16 protein-coding genes are annotated in these 19,537 nt (G+C 66.3%); 11 read left to right on the top strand and 5 right to left on the bottom strand.

All coding sequences use genetic code 11. The features are described from left to right. The first annotated feature begins 102 nt into the window (after positions 1–102). Positions 103–1,110, top strand: coding sequence for an aldo/keto reductase (locus QDT69_RS16240; protein ID WP_279707482.1), 1,008 nt, complete (start codon positions 103–105; stop codon positions 1,108–1,110). Between the two features lie 64 nt (positions 1,111–1,174). Here QDT69_RS16240 and moeB read toward each other — a convergent pair whose 3' ends face one another. Continuing rightward, entirely contained in the window at positions 1,175–1,975 is an 801-nt protein-coding gene (gene moeB / locus QDT69_RS16235) for a molybdopterin-synthase adenylyltransferase MoeB (protein ID WP_279707481.1), read from the bottom strand. A 110-nt stretch (positions 1,976–2,085) separates the two neighbouring features. Between moeB and QDT69_RS16230 the strand changes: the two genes are divergently transcribed. Further along, positions 2,086–3,459, top strand: a complete 1,374-nt coding sequence (locus tag QDT69_RS16230) for a serine protease (RefSeq protein WP_279707480.1) — start codon at positions 2,086–2,088, stop codon at positions 3,457–3,459. A gap of 229 nt (positions 3,460–3,688) precedes the next feature. Here QDT69_RS16230 and ggt read toward each other — a convergent pair whose 3' ends face one another. Both ggt and mutM read right to left on the bottom strand, forming a co-directional pair. Beyond that, complete coding sequence (ggt, locus tag QDT69_RS16225) at positions 3,689–5,368, bottom strand: gamma-glutamyltransferase (protein WP_279707479.1); 1,680 nt, start codon at positions 5,366–5,368, stop codon at positions 3,689–3,691. Between the two features lie 20 nt (positions 5,369–5,388). Further along, complete coding sequence (gene mutM, locus QDT69_RS16220; protein ID WP_279707478.1) at positions 5,389–6,270, bottom strand: bifunctional DNA-formamidopyrimidine glycosylase/DNA-(apurinic or apyrimidinic site) lyase; 882 nt, start codon at positions 6,268–6,270, stop codon at positions 5,389–5,391. Positions 6,271–6,406: 136 nt separating this feature from the next. Here mutM and ubiE point away from each other — a divergent pair, with 136 nt between their 5' ends. The 8 genes from ubiE (at position 6,407) to QDT69_RS16180 (ending at position 16,340) form a co-directional block, all read left to right on the top strand. Continuing rightward, positions 6,407–7,168: a bifunctional demethylmenaquinone methyltransferase/2-methoxy-6-polyprenyl-1,4-benzoquinol methylase UbiE gene (gene ubiE, locus QDT69_RS16215; protein WP_279707477.1), complete on the top strand. Its 762-nt coding sequence runs from the start codon at positions 6,407–6,409 to the stop codon at positions 7,166–7,168. Then, on the top strand, positions 7,165–8,739 hold the full coding sequence (ubiB, locus tag QDT69_RS16210) for a 2-polyprenylphenol 6-hydroxylase (RefSeq protein ID WP_279707476.1): 1,575 nt from the start codon (positions 7,165–7,167) through the stop codon (positions 8,737–8,739). Before ubiE ends, ubiB begins: the two co-directional genes overlap by 4 nt. A 65-nt stretch (positions 8,740–8,804) precedes the next feature. Beyond that, entirely contained in the window at positions 8,805–10,229 is a 1,425-nt protein-coding gene (gene coaBC / locus QDT69_RS16205) for a bifunctional phosphopantothenoylcysteine decarboxylase/phosphopantothenate--cysteine ligase CoaBC (RefSeq protein WP_279707475.1), read from the top strand. After that, positions 10,226–10,684 carry a dUTP diphosphatase gene (dut, locus tag QDT69_RS16200; RefSeq protein ID WP_279707474.1) on the top strand — a complete coding sequence of 153 codons (459 nt, stop codon included), beginning with the start codon at positions 10,226–10,228 and terminating at the stop codon, positions 10,682–10,684. The genes coaBC and dut overlap by 4 nt, the downstream gene beginning before the upstream one ends. A gap of 319 nt (positions 10,685–11,003) precedes the next feature. Beyond that, positions 11,004–13,514, top strand: a complete 2,511-nt coding sequence (locus QDT69_RS16195; RefSeq protein WP_279707473.1) for a PAS domain-containing sensor histidine kinase — start codon at positions 11,004–11,006, stop codon at positions 13,512–13,514. Beyond that, complete coding sequence (gene tsaE, locus QDT69_RS16190) at positions 13,511–15,034, top strand: tRNA (adenosine(37)-N6)-threonylcarbamoyltransferase complex ATPase subunit type 1 TsaE (protein ID WP_279707472.1); 1,524 nt, start codon at positions 13,511–13,513, stop codon at positions 15,032–15,034. Before QDT69_RS16195 ends, tsaE begins: the two co-directional genes overlap by 4 nt. An 87-nt stretch (positions 15,035–15,121) precedes the next feature. Then, complete coding sequence (locus QDT69_RS16185; RefSeq protein WP_035653764.1) at positions 15,122–15,439, top strand: PilZ domain-containing protein; 318 nt, start codon at positions 15,122–15,124, stop codon at positions 15,437–15,439. 178 nt (positions 15,440–15,617) lie between these two features. Then, positions 15,618–16,340: a nucleotidyltransferase family protein gene (locus QDT69_RS16180; RefSeq protein WP_279707471.1), complete on the top strand. Its 723-nt coding sequence runs from the start codon at positions 15,618–15,620 to the stop codon at positions 16,338–16,340. Between the two features lie 240 nt (positions 16,341–16,580). On the opposite strand, the gene QDT69_RS16175 is transcribed toward QDT69_RS16180, so the two are convergent. Together QDT69_RS16175 and QDT69_RS16170 are read right to left on the bottom strand one after the other, a co-directional pair. Further along, positions 16,581–17,594 (bottom strand): DUF2891 domain-containing protein, encoded by a 1,014-nt coding sequence (locus QDT69_RS16175; protein WP_279707470.1) that lies wholly within the window; start codon positions 17,592–17,594, stop codon positions 16,581–16,583. Between the two features lie 15 nt (positions 17,595–17,609). Then, positions 17,610–18,623, bottom strand: a complete 1,014-nt coding sequence (locus QDT69_RS16170) for a hypothetical protein (protein WP_279707469.1) — start codon at positions 18,621–18,623, stop codon at positions 17,610–17,612. Between QDT69_RS16170 and QDT69_RS16165 the strand changes: the two genes are divergently transcribed. Beyond that, a complete protein-coding gene (locus QDT69_RS16165) occupies positions 18,610–19,530 on the top strand; it encodes a LysR family transcriptional regulator (protein WP_279707468.1) in 921 nt (306 codons plus the stop codon). The two genes, QDT69_RS16170 and QDT69_RS16165, sit on opposite strands and share 14 nt — an antisense overlap. The last annotated feature ends 7 nt before the right edge of the window (positions 19,531–19,537 follow it).

The following is a 19,537-nucleotide window of genomic DNA, read 5'->3' as shown; positions in this document are numbered from 1 at the left end:
CATTCGAGATTGTCCAGCTAATCCCGAAACGCAGGCCGGCCCATATCAGCCTCGCGATTTTGGCGGCACGATCGCACGCCGCGACACGCAGGGAACACCACCATGGATAGACGCAAACTCGGTTCCACCGGCCCCACCGTCTCGCAGCTCGGCCTCGGCTGCATGGGCATGTCCGATTTCTACGGTCCGAGCGATCGCAGCGAGAGCATCGCCACCATCCATGCCGCGCTCGATGCCGGCATCACGCTGCTCGACACCGGCGACTTCTACGGCATGGGCCACAACGAGATGCTGATCGGCGAGGCGTTGAAGAGCCGCAGCCGCGACAATCTGCAGATCAGCGTCAAGTTCGGCGCGCTGCGCGACCGCAACTACGGCTTTCTCGGTTATGACAGCCGTCCCGCCGCCGTGAAGAATTTCGTCGCCTATTCGCTGCAGCGGCTCGGCGTCGATCACATCGACATCTACCGCCCTGCGCGGCTCGATCCCAACGTGCCGATCGAGGAGACCGTCGGCGCGATGGCCGACATGATCAAGGCCGGCTGGATCAAGCATATCGGGCTATCGGAGGTCGGCTCCGACACCATCCGCCGCGCCCACAAGGTGCATCCGATCGCCGATCTGCAGATCGAATATTCGCTGATCTCGCGCGGCATCGAGACCGACATCCTGAACACCTGCCGCGAGCTCGGCATCGGCATCACGGCCTACGGCGTGCTGGCGCGCGGGCTGATCAGCGGGCACTGGTCGAAGAACCACGCGGAGGCGAAGGATTTTCGTCTGCTAAGCCCGCGCTTCCAGGCCGGCAATATCGACGCCAACCTCGCGCTCGCGGATCGGCTGCGTGTCATCGCCGGCGAGATCGGTGCCTCGCCGGCGCAGGTCGCGATCGCCTGGGTCGCGGCGCAGGGCAACGACATCGTGCCGCTGGTCGGCGCGCGGCGGCGCGAGCGCCTGACCGAAGCGCTCGGCGCGCTCGACGTGAAGCTGACCTCGGCGCATCTTGCAGCACTCGCCGAAGCATTTCCGCCCGGCGCCGCCGCCGGCGGACGCTATCCGGAGGAGCATCTCCGGCACATGGACAGCGAGAAGCCTGCGACCGCCTCCTAACGCTCACCTCTTCTTTTGAGCATGATCTTTTCGGAAAACCGGCTTCCACTTTTCCGGATCATGCTCACCGATGCCCGCTCAGATCGGTGATCACGGCGCCATCGCCATTGAGCGGGTTCTGCGGATCGCGCGCGTAGCGCAGGGTTTCGAACCGCATCGCGCGCGCATCCACCATCAGGAGACGGCCGACCAGCCCCTCGCCGAAGCCGACGATCTCGCGGATCGCCTCGAGCGCCATCATCGATCCCATCAGCCCTGCCAGCGCGCCCATCACGCCGGCCTCGGCGCAGGCCGGCACGGTGCCCGGCGGCGGCGCCTCCGGGAACAGGCAGCGATAGGTCGGGTTGAAGACGCCGTCCGCATTCTTCTCATGGGCGCGGATCGTGGTCAGCGAGCCGTCGAACTGGCCCAGCGCCGCGGTGATCAGCGGCCGCTTGGCGAGGAAGCAGGCATCGGCGACGAGATAGCGGGTCTCGAAATTATCGGAGCCGTCGAGCACCAGATCGTAATTTCCGATCAGCGCCATCGCATTGTCCGCGGTGAACCGCATCGGGTGCGCCTCGAACGTCACGTGCGGGTTGAGCGCGTGGATCTGGGCCGCCGCACTGTCGACCTTGCACTTGCCGATGTCGGACGTCGTATGGATGATCTGGCGCTGCAAATTGGAGAGCGAGACGATATCGTCATCGATCACGCCGAGACGGCCGACACCGGCGGCAGCCAGATACATCAGCACCGGCGCGCCGAGGCCGCCGGCGCCGATCACCAGCACGGACGCCTGCTTCAGCGCATTCTGGCCGGGGCCGCCCACCTCGCGCAGCACGATGTGGCGGGCATAGCGTTCAAGTTCGTCGGCACTCAGCATCTTGATGTCCTGCGCGCTGTTCCCTGAACCGGAGCGCGGTTGTTGCCGACCAAGCAGATGTGCTTAATTGCGTCGACGTCAATGGTTTCAGTCATTTCCCCGGATTTGTCATGAGATTGATGCTTTCGGCAACATTGATGGTCGCGGCCGTGACGGTTGCGGGCATGGGCGACGCGCATGCCCAGATGACGCCGCCATCGACGACCGGGGCCAAGCCGAAGACCGTGACGACGGTGCCGATCCGCCCCGCGTTGCAGAAGCCGGAGGATACCGCCAATGCGATGGCGCAGGCCGAGCGGCTGGCACTGCAATCGGACCTTGCCTGGGTCGGCGAATATAACGGCGCCATTACCGGCGACGTCAGCGAGCGCATGGTCAATGCGATCAAGGAATTCCAGAAGAACCGCGGCGGCAAGCCGACCGGCGTGCTGAATCCGCAGGAGCGCGGCGTGCTCGCCGACACCGCGCGGCGCAAGCAGGAGAGCGTCGGCTGGCGAATCGTCACCGAGCCCGCCACCGGGGCGCGGCTCGGCATTCCCACAAAACTGGTGCCGCAGCTCACCAGCGATGCCTCCGGTGCCAAATGGACCTCGCCGACCGGCACCGTCCAGGTGCTCCTGACCCGGCGCAAGGAAGCCAGCCCGACCACCGCGAAGCTCGCCGAGCAGGAGAAGAAGGAGCCGGCCGGCCGCACCATCGATTACACCGTGGTGAAGCCGGATTTCTTCGTGCTGTCGGGCATGCAAGGGCTGAAGAAGTTCTATCAGCGCGGCACCTTGAAGGGTGACGAGGTCCGCATCCTCACCATCCTCTATGACCAGGCGATGCAGACCACGGTCGAGCCGGTGGTGATCGCGATGTCGAGCGCCTTCAATGCATTCCCATCTGGTGTGCAGGCCGGTCCGCCGCCGCGCAAGACCGTCGAGTATGCCACCGGCGTCGTGGTCAGCGACGATGGCGCGATCATGACTGACCGCGTGGCGACGAACGACTGCATCGCCCTGACGATCCCGGGCTACGGCAATGCCGACCGGGTCGCCGAAGACAAGGACCACGATCTCGCCCTGCTGCGCATCTACGGCGCGCGCGGGCTGAAGCCGCTGAGCATCGCTGGCCAGGCAACCCAGACCACGCTCGATATCATCGGCATCGCCGATCCGCAGAACCAGGGCGGCGGCGCGGCCGCGAGCAGCGTCAAGGCCTCGGTGGCGCAACTCGGCGGCGGCGATCAGGCGCTGTCACCTGCGCCTGCACTCGGCTTCTCCGGCGCGGCGGCGCTCGATGGCGGCGGCAAGTTCGCCGGCATCGCATTGCTGAAGCCCGTCATCGTTGCGGGCCCGGCGAACGCGGCGCCGCCGGCGCAGGCCGCCTTGGTGCCCGCCGACACGGTGCGCAGTTTCCTGAAGGCACATGGCGTGAATGCGGCGGGCGAATCGGCGGACGCCAAATCCGCCGTGGTCCGCGTGATCTGCGTCAGGAAGTAGGATGCTGTCATCGCCAGCGCATGCGGGCGATCGGGTATTCCAAAGACTCCTGTGATTCAGCCACGGCTCTTACCACACGTCGTCCTGGCGAAAGCCAGGAACCATAACCACCGCACTCAGCGATGAAACCGGATCGCGGCCCCAGCGTCGTACAACAATGAGATTTGGGGTAATGGGTCCTGGCTTTCGCCATGGTTCTCGGTTCACCTGTCAAACAGCGTAGTCAGCATCACCTCAACGCAAATCTGACTCCCGCCCGCGCGAGACCGCCAGCAATGCCGACCGGCGTGCCGTCGGCGCGCCAGCAGGCCGCGCCGGACATGGTGCCATCGGCGTGGAACTGGATTGCGTTCATGCCGCCGGCGACCGTCGGCACCACCTGCACTTTGTGGCCTTTCGCCGATAGCGCGGCGCGGATGCGCTCCGGCACCGCCTGCTCGACCTCCAGCGCATTGCCCTCGGTCCAGACCCGCGGCGCCTCGACCGCTTCCTGCAAATCCATGCCATGATCGATGAGGTTGATCAGCGCCTGCATTGCGCTCGGGAAGATACGCTTTCCGCCCGGTAAGCCCAGCGCGTAAGCCAGCTTGCCGTCGCGCAGCGCCATCATCGGCGACATCGACGTGGTGACGCGCTTGCCCGCCGCCAGCGACAGCGCGTGTCCCGGCCGCGGATCGAACAGGTTCATGTAGTTGTTCGGCACGGTGCCGAGGCCCGGGATCAGGATCTTGGCCCCGAACAGATTGTTGATGGTCTGCGTGGTGGCGACCACATTGCCCATCGCATCCGCCGCGGTCATGTGCGTGGTATGTGCGCTTTCCAATTGCGTGACGCCGGCGCCCCAGGCCTGCGCGCGATCGGGGTCGATCGCGCGGCGGCGTTCCTCGGCATAGGCCTTCGAAGTCAGCTGCTCCACCGGCACGTTGATATAGGCGGGATCACCGCTCGCCGCTTCACGATCGGCAAAAGCGATCTTCAACACCTCGGCGAGATAATGGATCGTCTCGGCTGTGCCGAAGCCGAGCCGCGCGATGTCAAAGCCTTCGAGGATGTTGAGCATCTCCGTGATGTGCACGCCTGATGCCGCCGGCGGCGGGGGCCCGAAGATTTCCCAGCCGCGATAGTCGCAACGGATCGGTTGCCGCTCGACGGTCTTGTAGGTCGCAAGATCCTGCTGCGCGATGAAGCCGCCGTTCTTTTTCATGTAGTCGACCAGGATGTCGCCGAGCGGTCCCTGGTACAGCGCGTTGTCGCCGTGGTCGGCGATGTATTTCAGCGTCTCGGCATATTCCGCCTGCACCACGCGCTCGCCCGGCTTCAGCGGGATGCCGTTGGGCAGATAGATCGCCGCGATCGGCTTGTCCTTCAGCATCTCCTCGGCGCCGTCGGTGATGCATTCGTGCAGATAGGGCGTCGCCGCATAGCCGCGCGCGGCATGCTTGATCGCGGGCTGCATCACGTCGGCAAGGCTCATGGTGCCGAAGCGGCGCAGCGTTTCGCACCACGCCTTCAGCGAGCCCGGCACCGCGACCGCCTTCGGCCCGTTCAGATTCTCGTTGTCGACGGTGTCGAACACGTCATGCGCCGAACCGGGCTTCGAGGTGTAGGTATCCGGCTTCACCGCCTGCGGCACGGTGCTCTGACCGTCGATGAAGCGATGGCTGCCGTCGGCGAGGCGAATATGCGCCATGCCGCCGCCGATGATGCCGACCATCATCGGCTCGACCACGGTCAGCGTGAACAGAGTGGCGATCGCCGCATCGATCGCATTGCCGCCGGCAGCTAACATCTCGGCGCCCGCAGCTGACGCCAACGGATGATTGCTAACCACCATGCCGCGGCTGCTGGTCGCCGGCTGCTTCTCGCACTGAAAGCTTGTCGCGGCGCGATCGCGCCAGGTGCCGTTCATCATCCGCACTCCCTTTGTTGTTATTTTTGGCACTTCGGGCACCAGAACGTCGAACGGCCGTTCTGTGTGAAGCGCCTGACGATGCCTTCGCAGCCAGAGGTGCGGCATGTCTCGCCTTCGCGGTCGTAGACCTGGAACGAATGCTGGAAATAGCCGAGATCACCGTTGGTCAACCGATGGTCGCTGATCGAGGAGCCGCCGGCCTTGATCGCCTGGTTGAGCACCGAATGGATCGCGTCGACCAGCCGTTTGGCATGGTCGGTCGGCTCCGCTTTCTTGGTCGCAAGCGTCGCGGCCAATCGCCGCGGCGACAGGTGCGAGCGAAACAGCGCCTCGCAGACATAGATGTTGCCAAGCCCCGCCACCACGCGCTGATCGAGCAGCGCCGCCTTCAGGCTGGTCTTCTTGTTGTGGCAGGAGCGCGCCAGCATCGCGGCGTCGAACTCGTTGCCGAGCGGCTCAGGACCAAGCCCCTTCAACAACGGTTCATCCTCGATGGCGTTGCGGGCGATGATCTTCATGTAGCCGAAGCGCCTGGGATCGTTGAACACGACCGCTGCGCCCGACGACATGTGGAACACGACGTGATCATGCGCGCGATCGTCGCTGCGCGGATGGTGGAATTGCCCCGGCGCCGCCGCACCCTCCTGCTTCAGCACGCGGAACGAGCCGGACATACCCAGATGCATCAGCAGCACATCGCCGGAGTTCAGGTCCGCCATCAAATATTTGGCGCGGCGGCCGAGCCCGGTGATGGTCTGGCCCTCGAGCCGGGCGATAAAGTCTTTTTGAAACGGAAACCGCAAATCCTTGCGGCGGGCCTCGGCCTTGAGGATTTTGGACCCTTCCATGGCCGGTTGCAGGCCGCGGCGGACGGTCTCGACTTCGGGTAATTCCGGCATGGCAGGCATTCACCTTTTGGAAGTGACGTGATAGCGCCATTGCGGCCGCCGCGCTATGGTTTGGCTGGAGCGTTTTCGAGCGAAGCGATACCGGTTCGCGGGAAGTAACCGCGACCAAAGGTAAGAGTGTGAGTTGATGGATCGGCCGGATCAAACCACCCATTTCGGCTTCAGGGACGTGCCCCTGGGCGAAAAGCAGACGCTGGTGAACGACGTGTTTCACAGCGTGGCACAGCGCTACGACTTGATGAACGATTTGATGTCGGCAGGCCTGCACCGGGCCTGGAAGGACGTCATGATCACGACGCTCGATCCGCCGAAAGGCAACCGGCCGTTCGCGCTGCTCGACGTCGCCGGCGGCACCGGCGACATCTCGTTCCGGGCCGCCAAGGCCGCGGGCACCGGCTTCCACGCCACGGTCTGCGACATCAATACGGACATGCTCGCGGTCGGCCGCGAGCGCGCCACCAAACAGCACCTCGATGACCGCGTCTCGTTCGTCGAGGGCAATGCCGAGGCGCTGGGCTTCGCCGATCGTTCGTTCGACGCCTACACCATCGCGTTCGGCATCCGAAACGTGCCGCAGATCGAGCTCGCGCTGCGCGAGGCCTATCGCGTGCTCAAGCCGGGCAGCCGTTTCCTGTGCCTGGAATTCTCCACCGTCGACGTGCCCGGCCTCGACAAGATCTACGACCTGTTCTCCTTCAAGGTGATCCCGCCGCTCGGCCGCGCCGTCACCGGTGATGCCGAGTCCTATCAATATCTCGTCGAGTCGATCCGCAAATTCCCGCGGCCGAGCGCGTTCGCCGAAATGATCGGCGCCGCCGGCTTTGCGCGCGTGAAGTGGCAGAGCCTCTCCGGCGGCATCGTGGCGCTGCATTCGGGCTGGCGTTTGTGATCTCTGCACTGTCCCACATTGCGCGCCTTGCCCGCGCCGGTTTCGTGTTTGCGCGCGAAGGCGTGTTCGGCGTCGTCGATCCCGCGCTGGTGCCGCCGCCGGGCCAACTCGCATTGAAGATGGCGCGGCTGATCGAGCGCCGCTCCGCCAAGTCGGGTCCGCGGCTGTCGCGCGCGCTGACCCGGCTCGGGCCCGCCTATCTGAAGCTCGGGCAATTCCTCGCCACCCGGCCCGATGTGGTCGGCGTCGCGATGGCGCGCGATCTCGAAAGCCTGCAGGACCGGCTGCCGCCGTTCGCGCAGGAAGAAGCCGAAACCGTCATCACGCAATCGCTGGAACGGCCGCTGGCGCAGGCCTTCGTGCATCTCGGTCCCGCGGTGGCCGCGGCCTCGATCGCCCAGGTGCATCGCGCCGAGGTCGAGCGCGACGGCGTGCGGCAGCAGGTGGCGGTCAAGGTGCTCCGGCCCAATGTCGCCGCGCGCTTCCGCCGCGATCTCAGCGATTTCTTCTTCGTCGCGCACAAGGCCGAGGCGCATTCCGCCGAGGCACGGCGGCTTCGGCTGATCGAAGTCATCAACACGATGTCGCGCTCGGTCGCGATGGAGATGGACCTGCGGCTCGAAGCGGCCGCGCTGTCCGAGATGGCCGAGAACACCCGCGACGATCCGGATTTCCGCGTGCCCACCGTGGATTGGGACCGGACCGCGCACAGCGTGCTGACGATGGAGTGGATCGACGGCATCGCGCTGAACGATCACGCGCGCCTCGCAGAAGCCAAGGTCGACCTGCCCGATCTCGGCCGCAAGGTGATCCAGAGCTTCCTGCGCCACGCGCTGCGCGACGGCTTCTTCCATGCCGACATGCATCCGGGCAATCTGTTCCTCGACGAAGCCGGCCGCCTCGTTGCCGTGGATTTCGGCATCATGGGACGGCTCGGGCTGAAGGAGCGGCGCTTCCTGGCCGAGATCCTGCTCGGCTTCATCACCCGCGACTATCGCCGCGTCGCCGAGGTGCATTTCGAGGCCGGCTACGTGCCGGGCCATCATTCGGTGGAGAATTTCGCGCAGGCGATCCGCGCCATCGGCGAGCCGATCCACAACCGCACCGCCGAGGAAATCTCGATGGCGAAGCTGCTCACGCTTCTGCTCGAGGTCACCGGCCTGTTCGACATGCAGACGCGGCCCGAACTGATCCTGCTGCAGAAGACCATGGTGGTGGTCGAGGGCGTGGCGCGCGGCTTCGACCCCAAGCTCGACATCTGGAAGATCGCCGACCCCGTGGTGCGCGAATGGATCACGCAGAATCTCGGCCCGGCCGGACGCATCCAGGGCGCGATCTCGGGCGCGGGCGAGCTCGGCCGTGTCCTCGCCAACCTGCCTTCCATCGCCAACCGCGCGGTGACCGTGCTCGAGCAACTGGAGACCATGACGCGGGAGGGCCACATGCTGTCGTCGGAATCGATCGACGACATGGCCCGCGCCGAAGCCCGCAAGGCGCGGGTGCAGACCGTCGGCCTTTGGGTCATCGCCATCGCCTCGATCGCAATCTTCTTCGCCATCCGTGCGCACTGATTGCAATGCATGCACTTTGTGATAGCATCGCTATCACTGTTTGAGCATGATGCCTGGGGCGTGCCATGGCCAGCCTGACCATCCGCAAACTCGACGACGCGCTGAAGGCCTATCTGCGGCTTCGCTCGGCCAAAAACGGGCGATCGGTCGAGGAGGAGGTCCGGGTCATCCTCCGCGAGCTCGCAGACGCCGGTACGGAGCCCACGGAAGCGCTAGGGGCCGGTTCCCTAGCCGTTACAGCCCCCGCTCCGCGGGCCGCCAGCGCGGCCGGCGGGCCCAAGGTGACCCTGATCATCGGCGGCGGGATTGCGGCCTACAAGGCGCTGGATCTGATCCGGCGGCTCAAGGAACGGCACATCCAGGTCCGCTGCGTGCTGACCAAGGCGGCCCAGCAGTTCGTTACCCCGCTCGCCGCCAGCGCGCTGTCGCATGAGCGCGTCTACACCGATTTGTTCGACGCCGAGAGCGAGTTCGACGCCGGCCATATCCGCCTGGCGCGGGACTGCGACCTGATCGTGGTGGCGCCGGCGACCGCCGACCTGATGGCCAAGATGGCGCAGGGCCATGCCGACGATCTCGCCACCGCCACGCTGCTTGCAGCCAACCGGCCGATCCTGCTGGCGCCGGCGATGAACCCCTTGATGTGGAACAACCCGGCCACCGGCCGCAATGTGCTTCAGCTCCGCCGCGATGGCGTCCATACCGTCGGCCCCAACGCAGGCGAGATGGCGGAAGCCGGCGAGGCCGGGGTCGGGCGGATGGCCGAGCCAACCGAGATCGCCGCGGCCGCCGACCGAATGCTGCGGCCGCCGCAGCCGCGCCCGCTCGCCGGCAAGCGCGTGCTGATCACGGCCGGACCGACCCATGAGGCGATCGATCCGGTCCGCTACATCGCCAACCGCTCGTCCGGCAAGCAGGGCTTTGCCATTGCTGCCGCCGCCCGCGCCGCCGGCGCCGAGGTCGTGCTGGTGACCGGCCCGGTCGAGCTCGACGATCCCCAGGGCATCGCCGTGATGCGCGTCGAATCCGCGCGCGACATGCTGCACCGGGTCGAGGCCGCGCTGCCGGTCGATGTCGCGATCTTTGCCGCTGCGGTCGCCGACTGGCGGGTCGCCAGCGAAGGCAGCCAAAAGCTGAAGAAAACCGCGGCCGGCATGCCGCCGCTGCAGCTGGTCGAGAACCCCGACATCCTCGCGACAATCTCGAAGCTCAAGGAGAAGCGGCCGCCGCTGGTGATCGGTTTCGCCGCCGAGACCGAGCATCTGATCGAGAACGCCAAGGCGAAGTTCGCGCGCAAGGGCTGCGACTGGATCGTCGCCAACGACGTCTCGCCGGCGACCGGCGTGATGGGCGGCGACCGCAATACGGTTCACCTGCTCTCGCGCGAGGGCAAGGACGTCACCGTCGACTCCTGGCCTGTGATGACCAAGGAAGAGGTCGCGACCGCGCTGGTGTCGCGGATCGCAAGACAAGTAGGAACCGGATCGTGAGCGCCACCATCAAGGTCGAAGTCCACCAATTGCCGCACGGCGCAGATCTCCTGCTGCCGATCTACCAGACCGATGGCGCAGCCGGGCTCGACTTGTTCGCCGCGGTGCCGCGGTCGGCGCCGCTGCTGCTGTTGCCGGGCCGCTACGAGATGGTTCCGACCGGACTGACCATCGCGCTGCCGCCGGGCTATGAGGCCCAGGTACGGCCGCGTTCCGGCCTCGCCGCCAAATACGGCGTGACCGTGCTGAACTCGCCCGGCACTGTTGACGCCGACTATCGCGGCGAGATCAACGTGCTCCTGATCAATCACGGCCATGAGGTGTTCTCGATCCGGCGCGGCGAGCGCATCGCGCAGATGGTGATCGCGCCGGTCACGAGAGCCGAGCTGGTTCCGGTCGATGTGCTGTCGTCGACCGAGCGTGGCGGCGGCGGCTTCGGCTCGACCGGCCGCTAGCGCGAAGTGTGCGGACCGCCTCCGGCAGATCACGCTTCGCGCGCGCTCTCCGCGCGATTGCGGAGTCAATTCGCGTAAAATCCAGACCACCGGCCGCATTTTTTCACAGCGGATTCAGCGTTCACGGTCTGGACTCTTACTCGCCGAGTCCCGTTGGGATTATTCTGGATTGATTCGAGCGCGACGGGGGGTCTTCGTCGGGCTGTCGGGTCCTGCTTGGGCATGATCCCCGGACGAACGTTCAACGTTTGCCGTGAGGGAACACCGGTCTCCTCTTTTCCGGATCATGCCTTAAGGTTTGTGCGTTCTGGGGCAACATATGTCGGGCGTAGTCGCGGCAATGCGTCGAACCCTGCTGTCATGCACCTCACTGGCGCGCGACGGCATGATTGGGCTCGCCATGTCAGCATTGCTGCCGGCCCGCACCTCGTTCGCCGCCGAGGGCCTGGTGGCCCAGGCGATGTCGGATCATTTCGGCTTCAATCACCAGGAGGTCGCGGTCCTCGCGACGTCGTTCGCGCTGGTCGGCTTCTCCGCCGTCGCCGCGATCCTGTTGATGCGCACCCGCCTGCGCGCGACGCGGAACGAGGAGCAGCTGCAGTCCGAGATCACGGATCTGCAAGCGCAATCGGACCGGCTGCGCGCGCTGCTGTTCGTCGAGCCGCAGGTGCTGATCTCCTGGGCCGCGGGCGACAACCGGCCGCAGATCTCGGGCGACATCTCGCTGGTGATGTCGCAGGAAGGCCCGCCGCAGCGCATCCTCGCCTTCGGAACCTGGCTGCCGCCCGAGCCGGCGCTGCAGATGGACCACGCGGTCGACGCGCTGCGCGAGAAGGGCGAGGCGTTCCTGCTCAACCTCTCGACCTCGGCCGGCCGCGCCATCGAGGCGATGGGCCGCGCGATCGGCGGCCAGGCCATCGTGCGGATCCGCGAGCTCGGCGGCCTGCGCCGCGAGCTCGCCGAATCCAACCTGCGCTACAAGACGCTGCAGGAGGAGACCGAGCTGCTGCGCGATTTCGCCGCTGCCGCCCCCTGGCCGATCTGGGCCAAGAGCCTCGAGGGCAATTTGCGCTATGCCAACGCGGCCTATGTCCGCGCCACCGAGGGCAAGAGCGTGTCGGACGCGCTGCAGCGCAATCTCGAACTGCTCGAAAGCGACCAGCGCGGCGAATTGACCCGCGCGCTCAATGACAATGCGAGCTATGCCGCGCGGCTGCCGATCGTGGTCAGCGGCGAGCGGCGGATCTACGACGTCCAGGCACTGAAGCTCTCCGGCGGCAGCGCCGGGATCGCGATCGATGCCAGCGAAGCCGCGGCGCTGCGCGCGGCGATCGCGCGGATGGTCGAAGCGCACCGCCGCACCCTTGACCAATTGTCCTCCGGCGTCGCGGTATTCGATGCCGACCGGCGGCTGACCTTCTACAACGAGTCCTATCGGCGGCTGTGGGGCCTCGATCAGGCCTTCCTCGACAGCAACCCCGACGATTCCAGCGTGCTGGACCGGCTGCGCGCCAACCGCAAGCTGCCCGAGCAGCCGGACTTCCGCGCCTGGAAGGCCAAGCTGCACGAGGCCTATCGCGCGGTCGAATCCGAGACCTACACCTGGTTCCTGCCGGACGGCCGCGCCATCAGCGTCGTCACCACGCCGAACCTCGAGGGCGGCGTCACCTATCTGTTCGACAACGTCACCGAGAGCCTCGACCTCGCGCGCCGCTACGACCGCCTGACGCGGGTGCAGCGCGAGACCCTCGACAATCTCGGCGAAGCGGTCACGGTGTTCGGCAGCAACGGCCGCGCCGAGCTGTTCAACCCGCCTTTCGCCAAGATGTGGAAGCTGCCGGCCGACGCGCTGCAGGGCGAACCGCATATCGAGCAAGTGGAAGCGCTGTGCCGGCCGCTGTTCGACGATGCCCTGACCTGGCGCACCCTGAGGGAATCGATCACCGCGATCGAGAACCGCGCCCAGGTTGCGCTCAAGCTGGAGCGCAAGGACGGCAGCGTGCTGAATTGCATGACCATCCCGCTGCCCGACGGCAAGACCCTGCTGGCGTTCCAGGACATCACCGACACCGAGAATGTCGAGCGGGCGCTGCGCGAACGCAACGAGGCGCTGGAAGCCGCCGACCAGATGAAGGTGGATTTCGTCCACCACGTCTCCTACGAGCTGCGCGCGCCGCTCACCACCATCATCGGCTTCGCGCATTTCCTCAGCGATCCCTCGACCGGACCGCTGACGCCGAAGCAGGCTGAGTATCTCGACTACGTCACCAAATCCACCAACGCGCTGCTGGCGCTGACCAACAACATTCTCGATCTCGCCACCATCGATGCCGGCGCGATGAAGCTCGAGCTCGGCCCGGTCAATATCGGCCAGGCGATCGAGGCCGCGGCCGAAGGCATCCAGGATCGCCTCGCGACCGACCGCATCACGCTAAAGGTCGATATCGAGCCCAACATCGGCGCCTTCGTCGGCGACGAGCGGCGCGTGGTGCAGGTGCTCTACAATCTGCTCGCCAACGCCGTCGGCTTCTCGCCGCATGATGCGACCGTCACGATCAGCGCGCACCGCACCGAGCACAGCGTGGTGTTCGCGGTGACCGACGCCGGTCCCGGCATTCCGGCCGAGATGCGCGACAAGGTGTTCAACTGGTTCGAGAGCCACTCGCACGGCTCGCGGCATCGCGGCGCCGGGCTCGGCCTGTCGCTGGTCCGCTCCTTCGTCGAGCTGCATGGCGGCCGGGTGCGCGTCGATTCGACCGTAGGTCGCGGCACGACCGTGACCTGCGACTTCCCGATCGACCAGACCGCACATCGCAACGCTGCCGAATGACGGCGACCTCGACATTCTCGGTGGCGCTCGCGAACGAAACCGCGACGTCAGAGCTGATGGCCGACCTTGCGCTCTTGATCGGCGCCGGCGACGTCGTCACGCTGTCGGGCGACCTCGGCGCCGGCAAGACCGCGGCCGCCCGCGCGCTGATCCGCTACCTCGCCGCCGACGATACGCTGGAAGTGCCGAGCCCGACCTTCACGCTGGCGCAGAGCTACGAGCTGCCGCCGTTTCCGCTGGTTCATGCCGATCTCTACCGCATCAATGACGCCAGCGAACTCGAGGAGATCGGGCTGTCGCCGCTGCCCGACGACATCGTCGCGCTGATCGAGTGGCCGGAACGCGCGCCCGACGCGATGCCCACTGACCGCATCGACATCGCGTTCAGCCACCGCCCGGCGCTCGGATCGGCCGCGCGCGCCGCCGAGATCACCGGCTATGGCAAGGCCGCGGCGAAGGTCGCGCGGCTCAACGAGCTGCGCCAGTTCCTCGATCGCGCAGGCTTCCTCAACGCGCGGCGCGAGCGCATGCCCGGCGATGCCTCGACGCGCTCCTATGCGCGGCTGCGCAACGACGACGGCAGCGTCATCCTGATGAACTCGCCGCGCCGTCCCGACGGCCCGGCGATCTACAACGGCAGCTCCTACAGCGCCGCGGTGCATCTCGCCGAAGACGTGCGGCCCTTCGTCGCGATCGGCAACGGCCTGCGCAAACATGGCTTCTCTGCACCGGCGATCCGCCACATCGATCTCGAATCGGGCTTCCTCATCACCGAGGATCTCGGCGCCGAAGGCATCATCGAGGGCGATCCGCCGCGGCCGATCGCCGAGCGTTACGAGGCCGCCGTCGACATGCTGGCGGCGCTGCATCGCGAGGCACTCCCCGACACGCTGCCGCTGACGGCAGACGAGAGCTACGACATCCCGGTGTTCGATATCGACGCCTGGCTGATCGAGATCGGGCTGATGCTGGAATGGTATTTGCCCGACCGCGGCGCGCAGCCGAGCGAGGAGCTGCGCACCGAATTCCTCGGGATGTGGCGCGGCCTCCTGGAAAAGCCCGCCGCGGCGCCGCAGACCTGGGTGATCCGCGACTTCCATTCCCCGAATATCATCTGGCTTGCCGAGCGCACCGGCATCCTGCGCGTCGGCATCATCGACTTCCAGGACGCGCTGCTCGGTCCCGCGGCCTATGACGTGGTGTCGCTGCTGCAGGACGCGCGGATCGACGTGCCCGAGCAGCTCGAACTGTCGCTCCTGACCCGCTACATCAAGGCGCGGCGCGCCACCGACGAGAGCTTCGATCCGGCCGGCTTCGCCGAGCTCTATGCGATCATGTCGGCGCAGCGGAATACCCGCCTGCTCGGCACCTTTGCGCGGCTCAACCGCCGCGACGGCAAGCCGCAATATCTCAAGCACCAGCCGCGGATCTGGACCTATCTCGAGCGCTCGCTCGCCCATCCGGCGCTGACGACGTTCCGCATCTGGTACACAGCCAACGTCCCTCCCCCAGTACCTTAGTTTACGGGTTATTAGCCTTGCGTCCCCTAAGCTCGCAGAGTCCGCACCTCATCCATGGCGCGGCCGGATCGGGAGCGGGACTACACGATGGGGACGGAACGACGCAGGGGCGATCGTGTCACGTTTGAGCGCGGCATAGCCGCGCACATGATGGGCATCGACGGCACCTGGCGGCGCGACTGCACCATGGAAGACGTGTCCGAGACGGGCGCCAAGCTGACCGTCGAGGGTTCGGTCGAGGGCCTGGCCCTCAAGGAGTTTTTTCTGCTGCTGTCGTCCACAGGATTGGCCTATCGCCGCTGCGAGTTGGCATGGGTCAATGGCGACCAGATTGGCGTCAACTTCCTCAAACAAGGCGACAAGAAGAAGAAAACTGCCAGACGCGGTGCGCAAGCCGACGTCTAGAGCATGATCCGGAAAAGTGGAGACGGTTTTCCGGCAAGATCATGCTTCAACAAGGGGTCGTCGTTATTGCCGTCTTACGGCCGTCATGTCTCATGACTATGGCGTCTGATTGATGTGCTTGCCGAATCGCCGTGATATGATCGGCGCATGAGAGATGATGACCGAGAATATCCGGAAAATGCCCGTCACTCCCCATAAAGCCATGGTGCTCGCTGCGGGCCTCGGCGTGCGCATGCGCCCGCTGACCAACACGATGCCGAAGCCGCTAGTCAGCGTCGCCGGCCAGCCGCTGCTCGACCATGTGCTCGACAAGCTCGCCGGCGCCGGCGTCAGCGAAGCGGTGGTCAACGTGCATTATTTGCCCGACCAGATCATCGAGCACGTCAAGCCCCGCAGCCGCCCGCATGTGATCATCTCCGACGAGCGCGACCAGGTGCTCGGCACCGGCGGCGCGGTCGTGAAGGCGCTGCCGCTGCTCGGCGATGCGCCGTTCTTCCATCTCAATGCCGACACGATGTGGATCGACGGCGTGCGCTCCAATCTGGCGCGGCTGGCCGAGACCTTCGATCCGGCGCGGATGGATATCCTGCTGCTGATGGCGCCGACCGCCTCGAGCATCGGCTATAGCGGCCGCGGCGACTATTCGATGTTGCCGGACGGCGCGCTGCGCAAGCGGCGGGAAAACCAGGTGGTGCCGTTCGTCTATGCCGGCGCCGCGATCATGTCGCCCGCGCTGTTCGCGGACGCGCCGGCCGGCGAGTTCTCGCTGACCAAGATGTTCGATCGCGCCAACGAGCAGGAACGCCTGTTCGGCCTGCGCCTCGACGGCGTCTGGATGCATGTCGGAACTCCCGACGCGATCCAGGCCGCGGAAGAGGCCTACCTGGAAAGCGTCGCGTAAGGCGGGATGAGTTCTCGTTAAATCGGCTTGGCGCGGTCTCCGTTCACCTCTCCCCGTTGGGGAGAGGTCGGATTGCGCCTGGCGATGCGAAGCATCGTCCAGTGCAATCCGGGTGAGGGCTCTTGCTCTCTCGATAAACCGTAACCCCTCACCCGATTTGCTGCGCAAATCGACCTCTCCCAAGGGAGAGGTGAACCTTCGACGCCGCTCCAGCTCAGCCTGACCTCATCGACTCCGTCGTCAATCATCGGCGTCGATCGCGAGCACCGCAAAGCTCGCCAGCCAATGCTCGCCCATATAGTCGCCGGCAATATGCGGCAGGCCGGCGTCGAGATGGCGTCGCGCAGCGTCCAGCAGAATCGGTCGACGCGCATCGGCTTGCGGCAACGCACCGGCCAGCGCACGCCAGCACCACGCCCGGCTGAGATTGAGCCCATCGAGATGCGCAAGCTTGCCATCGGTGCGATCGGTCACCGTGGCGGGCCGAAACAAGGTTGCGGGTTCGCGTTGCGCGAGGTGCGGCAGGAAGCGGTCGAACCAGGGCAGGAAGTCGCCGGGCGCGAGCAGCCGCCGCATGCATTCCGCTTCGATCAGCGCAGACGACTGGAAGTCGTCGCCGCTCGGCTCGCCCCAGGCGGGACAATCCTGATCGGCGCCGTACCAGCGCAGCGCGGTCTCGCGCAGCAGCGCACCGAGCGCATCGTCCTGCGTCGCCGCGGCGTAGTCGGCGGCCATGCGCAGCCCGAACGCGGTGTTGAAATGCGTGCCGACCCGCACCGGATAGGTGGCGAGCGGCAGGAAATCGCGAAACCGCTGCGCGAAGATTGCGGCAAGCGGTGCGATTTGCTCGTGCCAGCCGACGTCGTCGAGCAGCGCGAGCTCTGCCGCAAGCTTCAACAGCCAGCCCCAGCCGTAAGGCCGCTTGAAGCCGCGCGCGGTCGGGGCCGCGAGATAGGCGCACTCGGCTGCGATCTTCTCGACAACGAACTGCGCGTCGAACAGAGCGCGGATATCATCTGCTACTTCGGATGCCGGATAGCGGCGCAACAGCCGGGCGAGCATCCAATAGCTGTGGACGCAGGAGTGCCAGTCGTAGCTGCCGAAGAACACCGGATGCAGCTCGCGCGGCGTGCGCGCATCCTGCGGCCCGGCCAGCACGTGATCCGGCTTGTTCGGATATTCGCGCGTGACGTGGCCGAGCGCGATGCGCGCGAAACGGACGGCGAGCTGTTCGGTCAGGATCGTCTCGCGCATGGTGCGGTATTCTCCTTATCGCTCGCGACGGACGAGCATCTCGATCAGGCGCGGCGTCATGTAGATCGGAAACTGTGTCGCCGCGAAGAACAGCGCCGTCATCGGCGACACCGTCGCGCCCATCGCCGACCAGACCAATCCGACATTGCGGTTGCCGAGAATGAGTCCCGTGGTCAACCGCTCGGCGAGCGAGCCCGGCGTGAGCAGCGCGCCCAGCCCTTGCAAGGCGAGATTGCAGGCGAAGGCAAGGCCGACGCAGGTCGCCGCAGCGATCGGCTGCGCCTCGATCTGCGCACGCACCCCGGCCATGGTGGCAATTGCGAACAGCAGCAGCGAGGCAAGCACCAGGGCGTCGATCAGGCGCGCATGCTGCACCAATTGTGCCGCGGCCTGACGGCGCAGCAGGAACGCCAGCGCGCCGGCGCCGCCGACCAGCAGCGCCAACCGCCCAGCGAGCGCCAGCGGATCGAGCGCAAGGCCGGCAAATCCTGCTGCGATCAACGGCACGGTGACCGGGGCCAACGCCATCGACAGCAGCGTCACGGCGAGCGGAACGGTGGCATCGAAGCCGAGCATGCGCGCGACCGCTGCGGTGCCGCTCGACGGCGGCGCGCAGACCGACAGCACCAGCGCGACGATAAGCTCCGGCGCAAATCCGGCGCCGCGCGCCGCGAAACCGACCGCAAGCGGACAGACCAGCATTGCGACCGCCGGCAACAGCAGCCAGACCAGCGGCCGCCGCAAGGCGCGTCGGAACGCCTCACCGTCGATCTGGAGGAAGGTGCCGAGCACAAGAACAAAGATCGCGGCCGCCATCAGCGGGCGCACGCCGTCCGCCAGGGCCGGAAAGATCAGGCCCGCCAGCACGCCGATGATCAGCAACGTCGGCCCGCGCGGCATCAGTCTCGCAAATGATCGTGCCAAATTTTCCGGCCTCGTCGTCGTATCTGCAACGACCCTAGGCCTGTCCAGATCATTGTTGAAATCGATTATTATTATGACCACTATTGCCGTAATGAATTTAGCCACCGTCGATCTCAACCTGCTGGTCGCCTTCGAGGCGCTGATGGAGGAGCGCCACGTCACCCGCGCGGCCGAACGCATTGGCCTCGCCCAGCCGTCGATGAGCAGCGCGCTGCGCAGGCTGCGCGCGCTGTTTGCGGACGAACTGTTCCTGCGCGCCGGCGCGGGCATGCAGCCGACCGAAAAAGCGCTCGCGCTGGCGGGCCCGATCGGCGAGGCGCTGCGGCAGATCCGGGGCGCACTGGTGCCCGACCGGAGTTTCGATCCGGCCACCGCGCGACGGCGCATCACCATCGCCGCGACCGACTATGGCGATCTCGTTCTGGTGCCGGAACTGACCCGGCTGTTGCGCATGGAAGCCCCGGGCATCGACCTTGCCGTGCGCCCGCTGACCGATGCGACGGTGGCGCTGGCAAAGCTCGAGCGCGGCGAGCTCGATGCGCTGATCGGCGGCCATCTGCCGGAGACGCCGCGCTGTGTCCGGCACCGCCTGTTCGAGGAACGCTTCGTCTGCATTCGCGACGCCGTGCGCGCGAGCCGGTCGGAGGCTCTCGGCCTGGAGGACTATGCGACCCTGCCGCACGCGCTGTTCTCGGCGGCCGGCGGCGACGGCCTGCCGAGCGTGATCGACGCGTTGCTGGCGCGCCACGGGTTGAAGCGGCGCCTCGCCGTGACGCTTGCGCATGTGGTGGCCGTTCCATTCGCCGTGGCCGGCACCGATCTCATCGCCACGATGGCGGAGCGCGTCGCCCGGCGCTTTACGAAGCTTGCCGACATTGCCGTCGTGATGCCGCCGATCGAGATCCCCGCCTTCGCGATCGACCTGATCCATACCAGCCGCGCCGCGCAGGATCCTGCGCTACGCTGGTTCCTGGATGCCGTCGATCGCTGCGCGGGCCCGCTACGACATTGAGCTGTCA

It is taken from the genome of Bradyrhizobium sp. CER78, from assembly GCF_029846235.1.
Taxonomy (GTDB): Bacteria; Pseudomonadota; Alphaproteobacteria; order Rhizobiales; family Xanthobacteraceae; genus Bradyrhizobium.
This window is presented reverse-complemented; position numbering and strand designations above follow the sequence as displayed.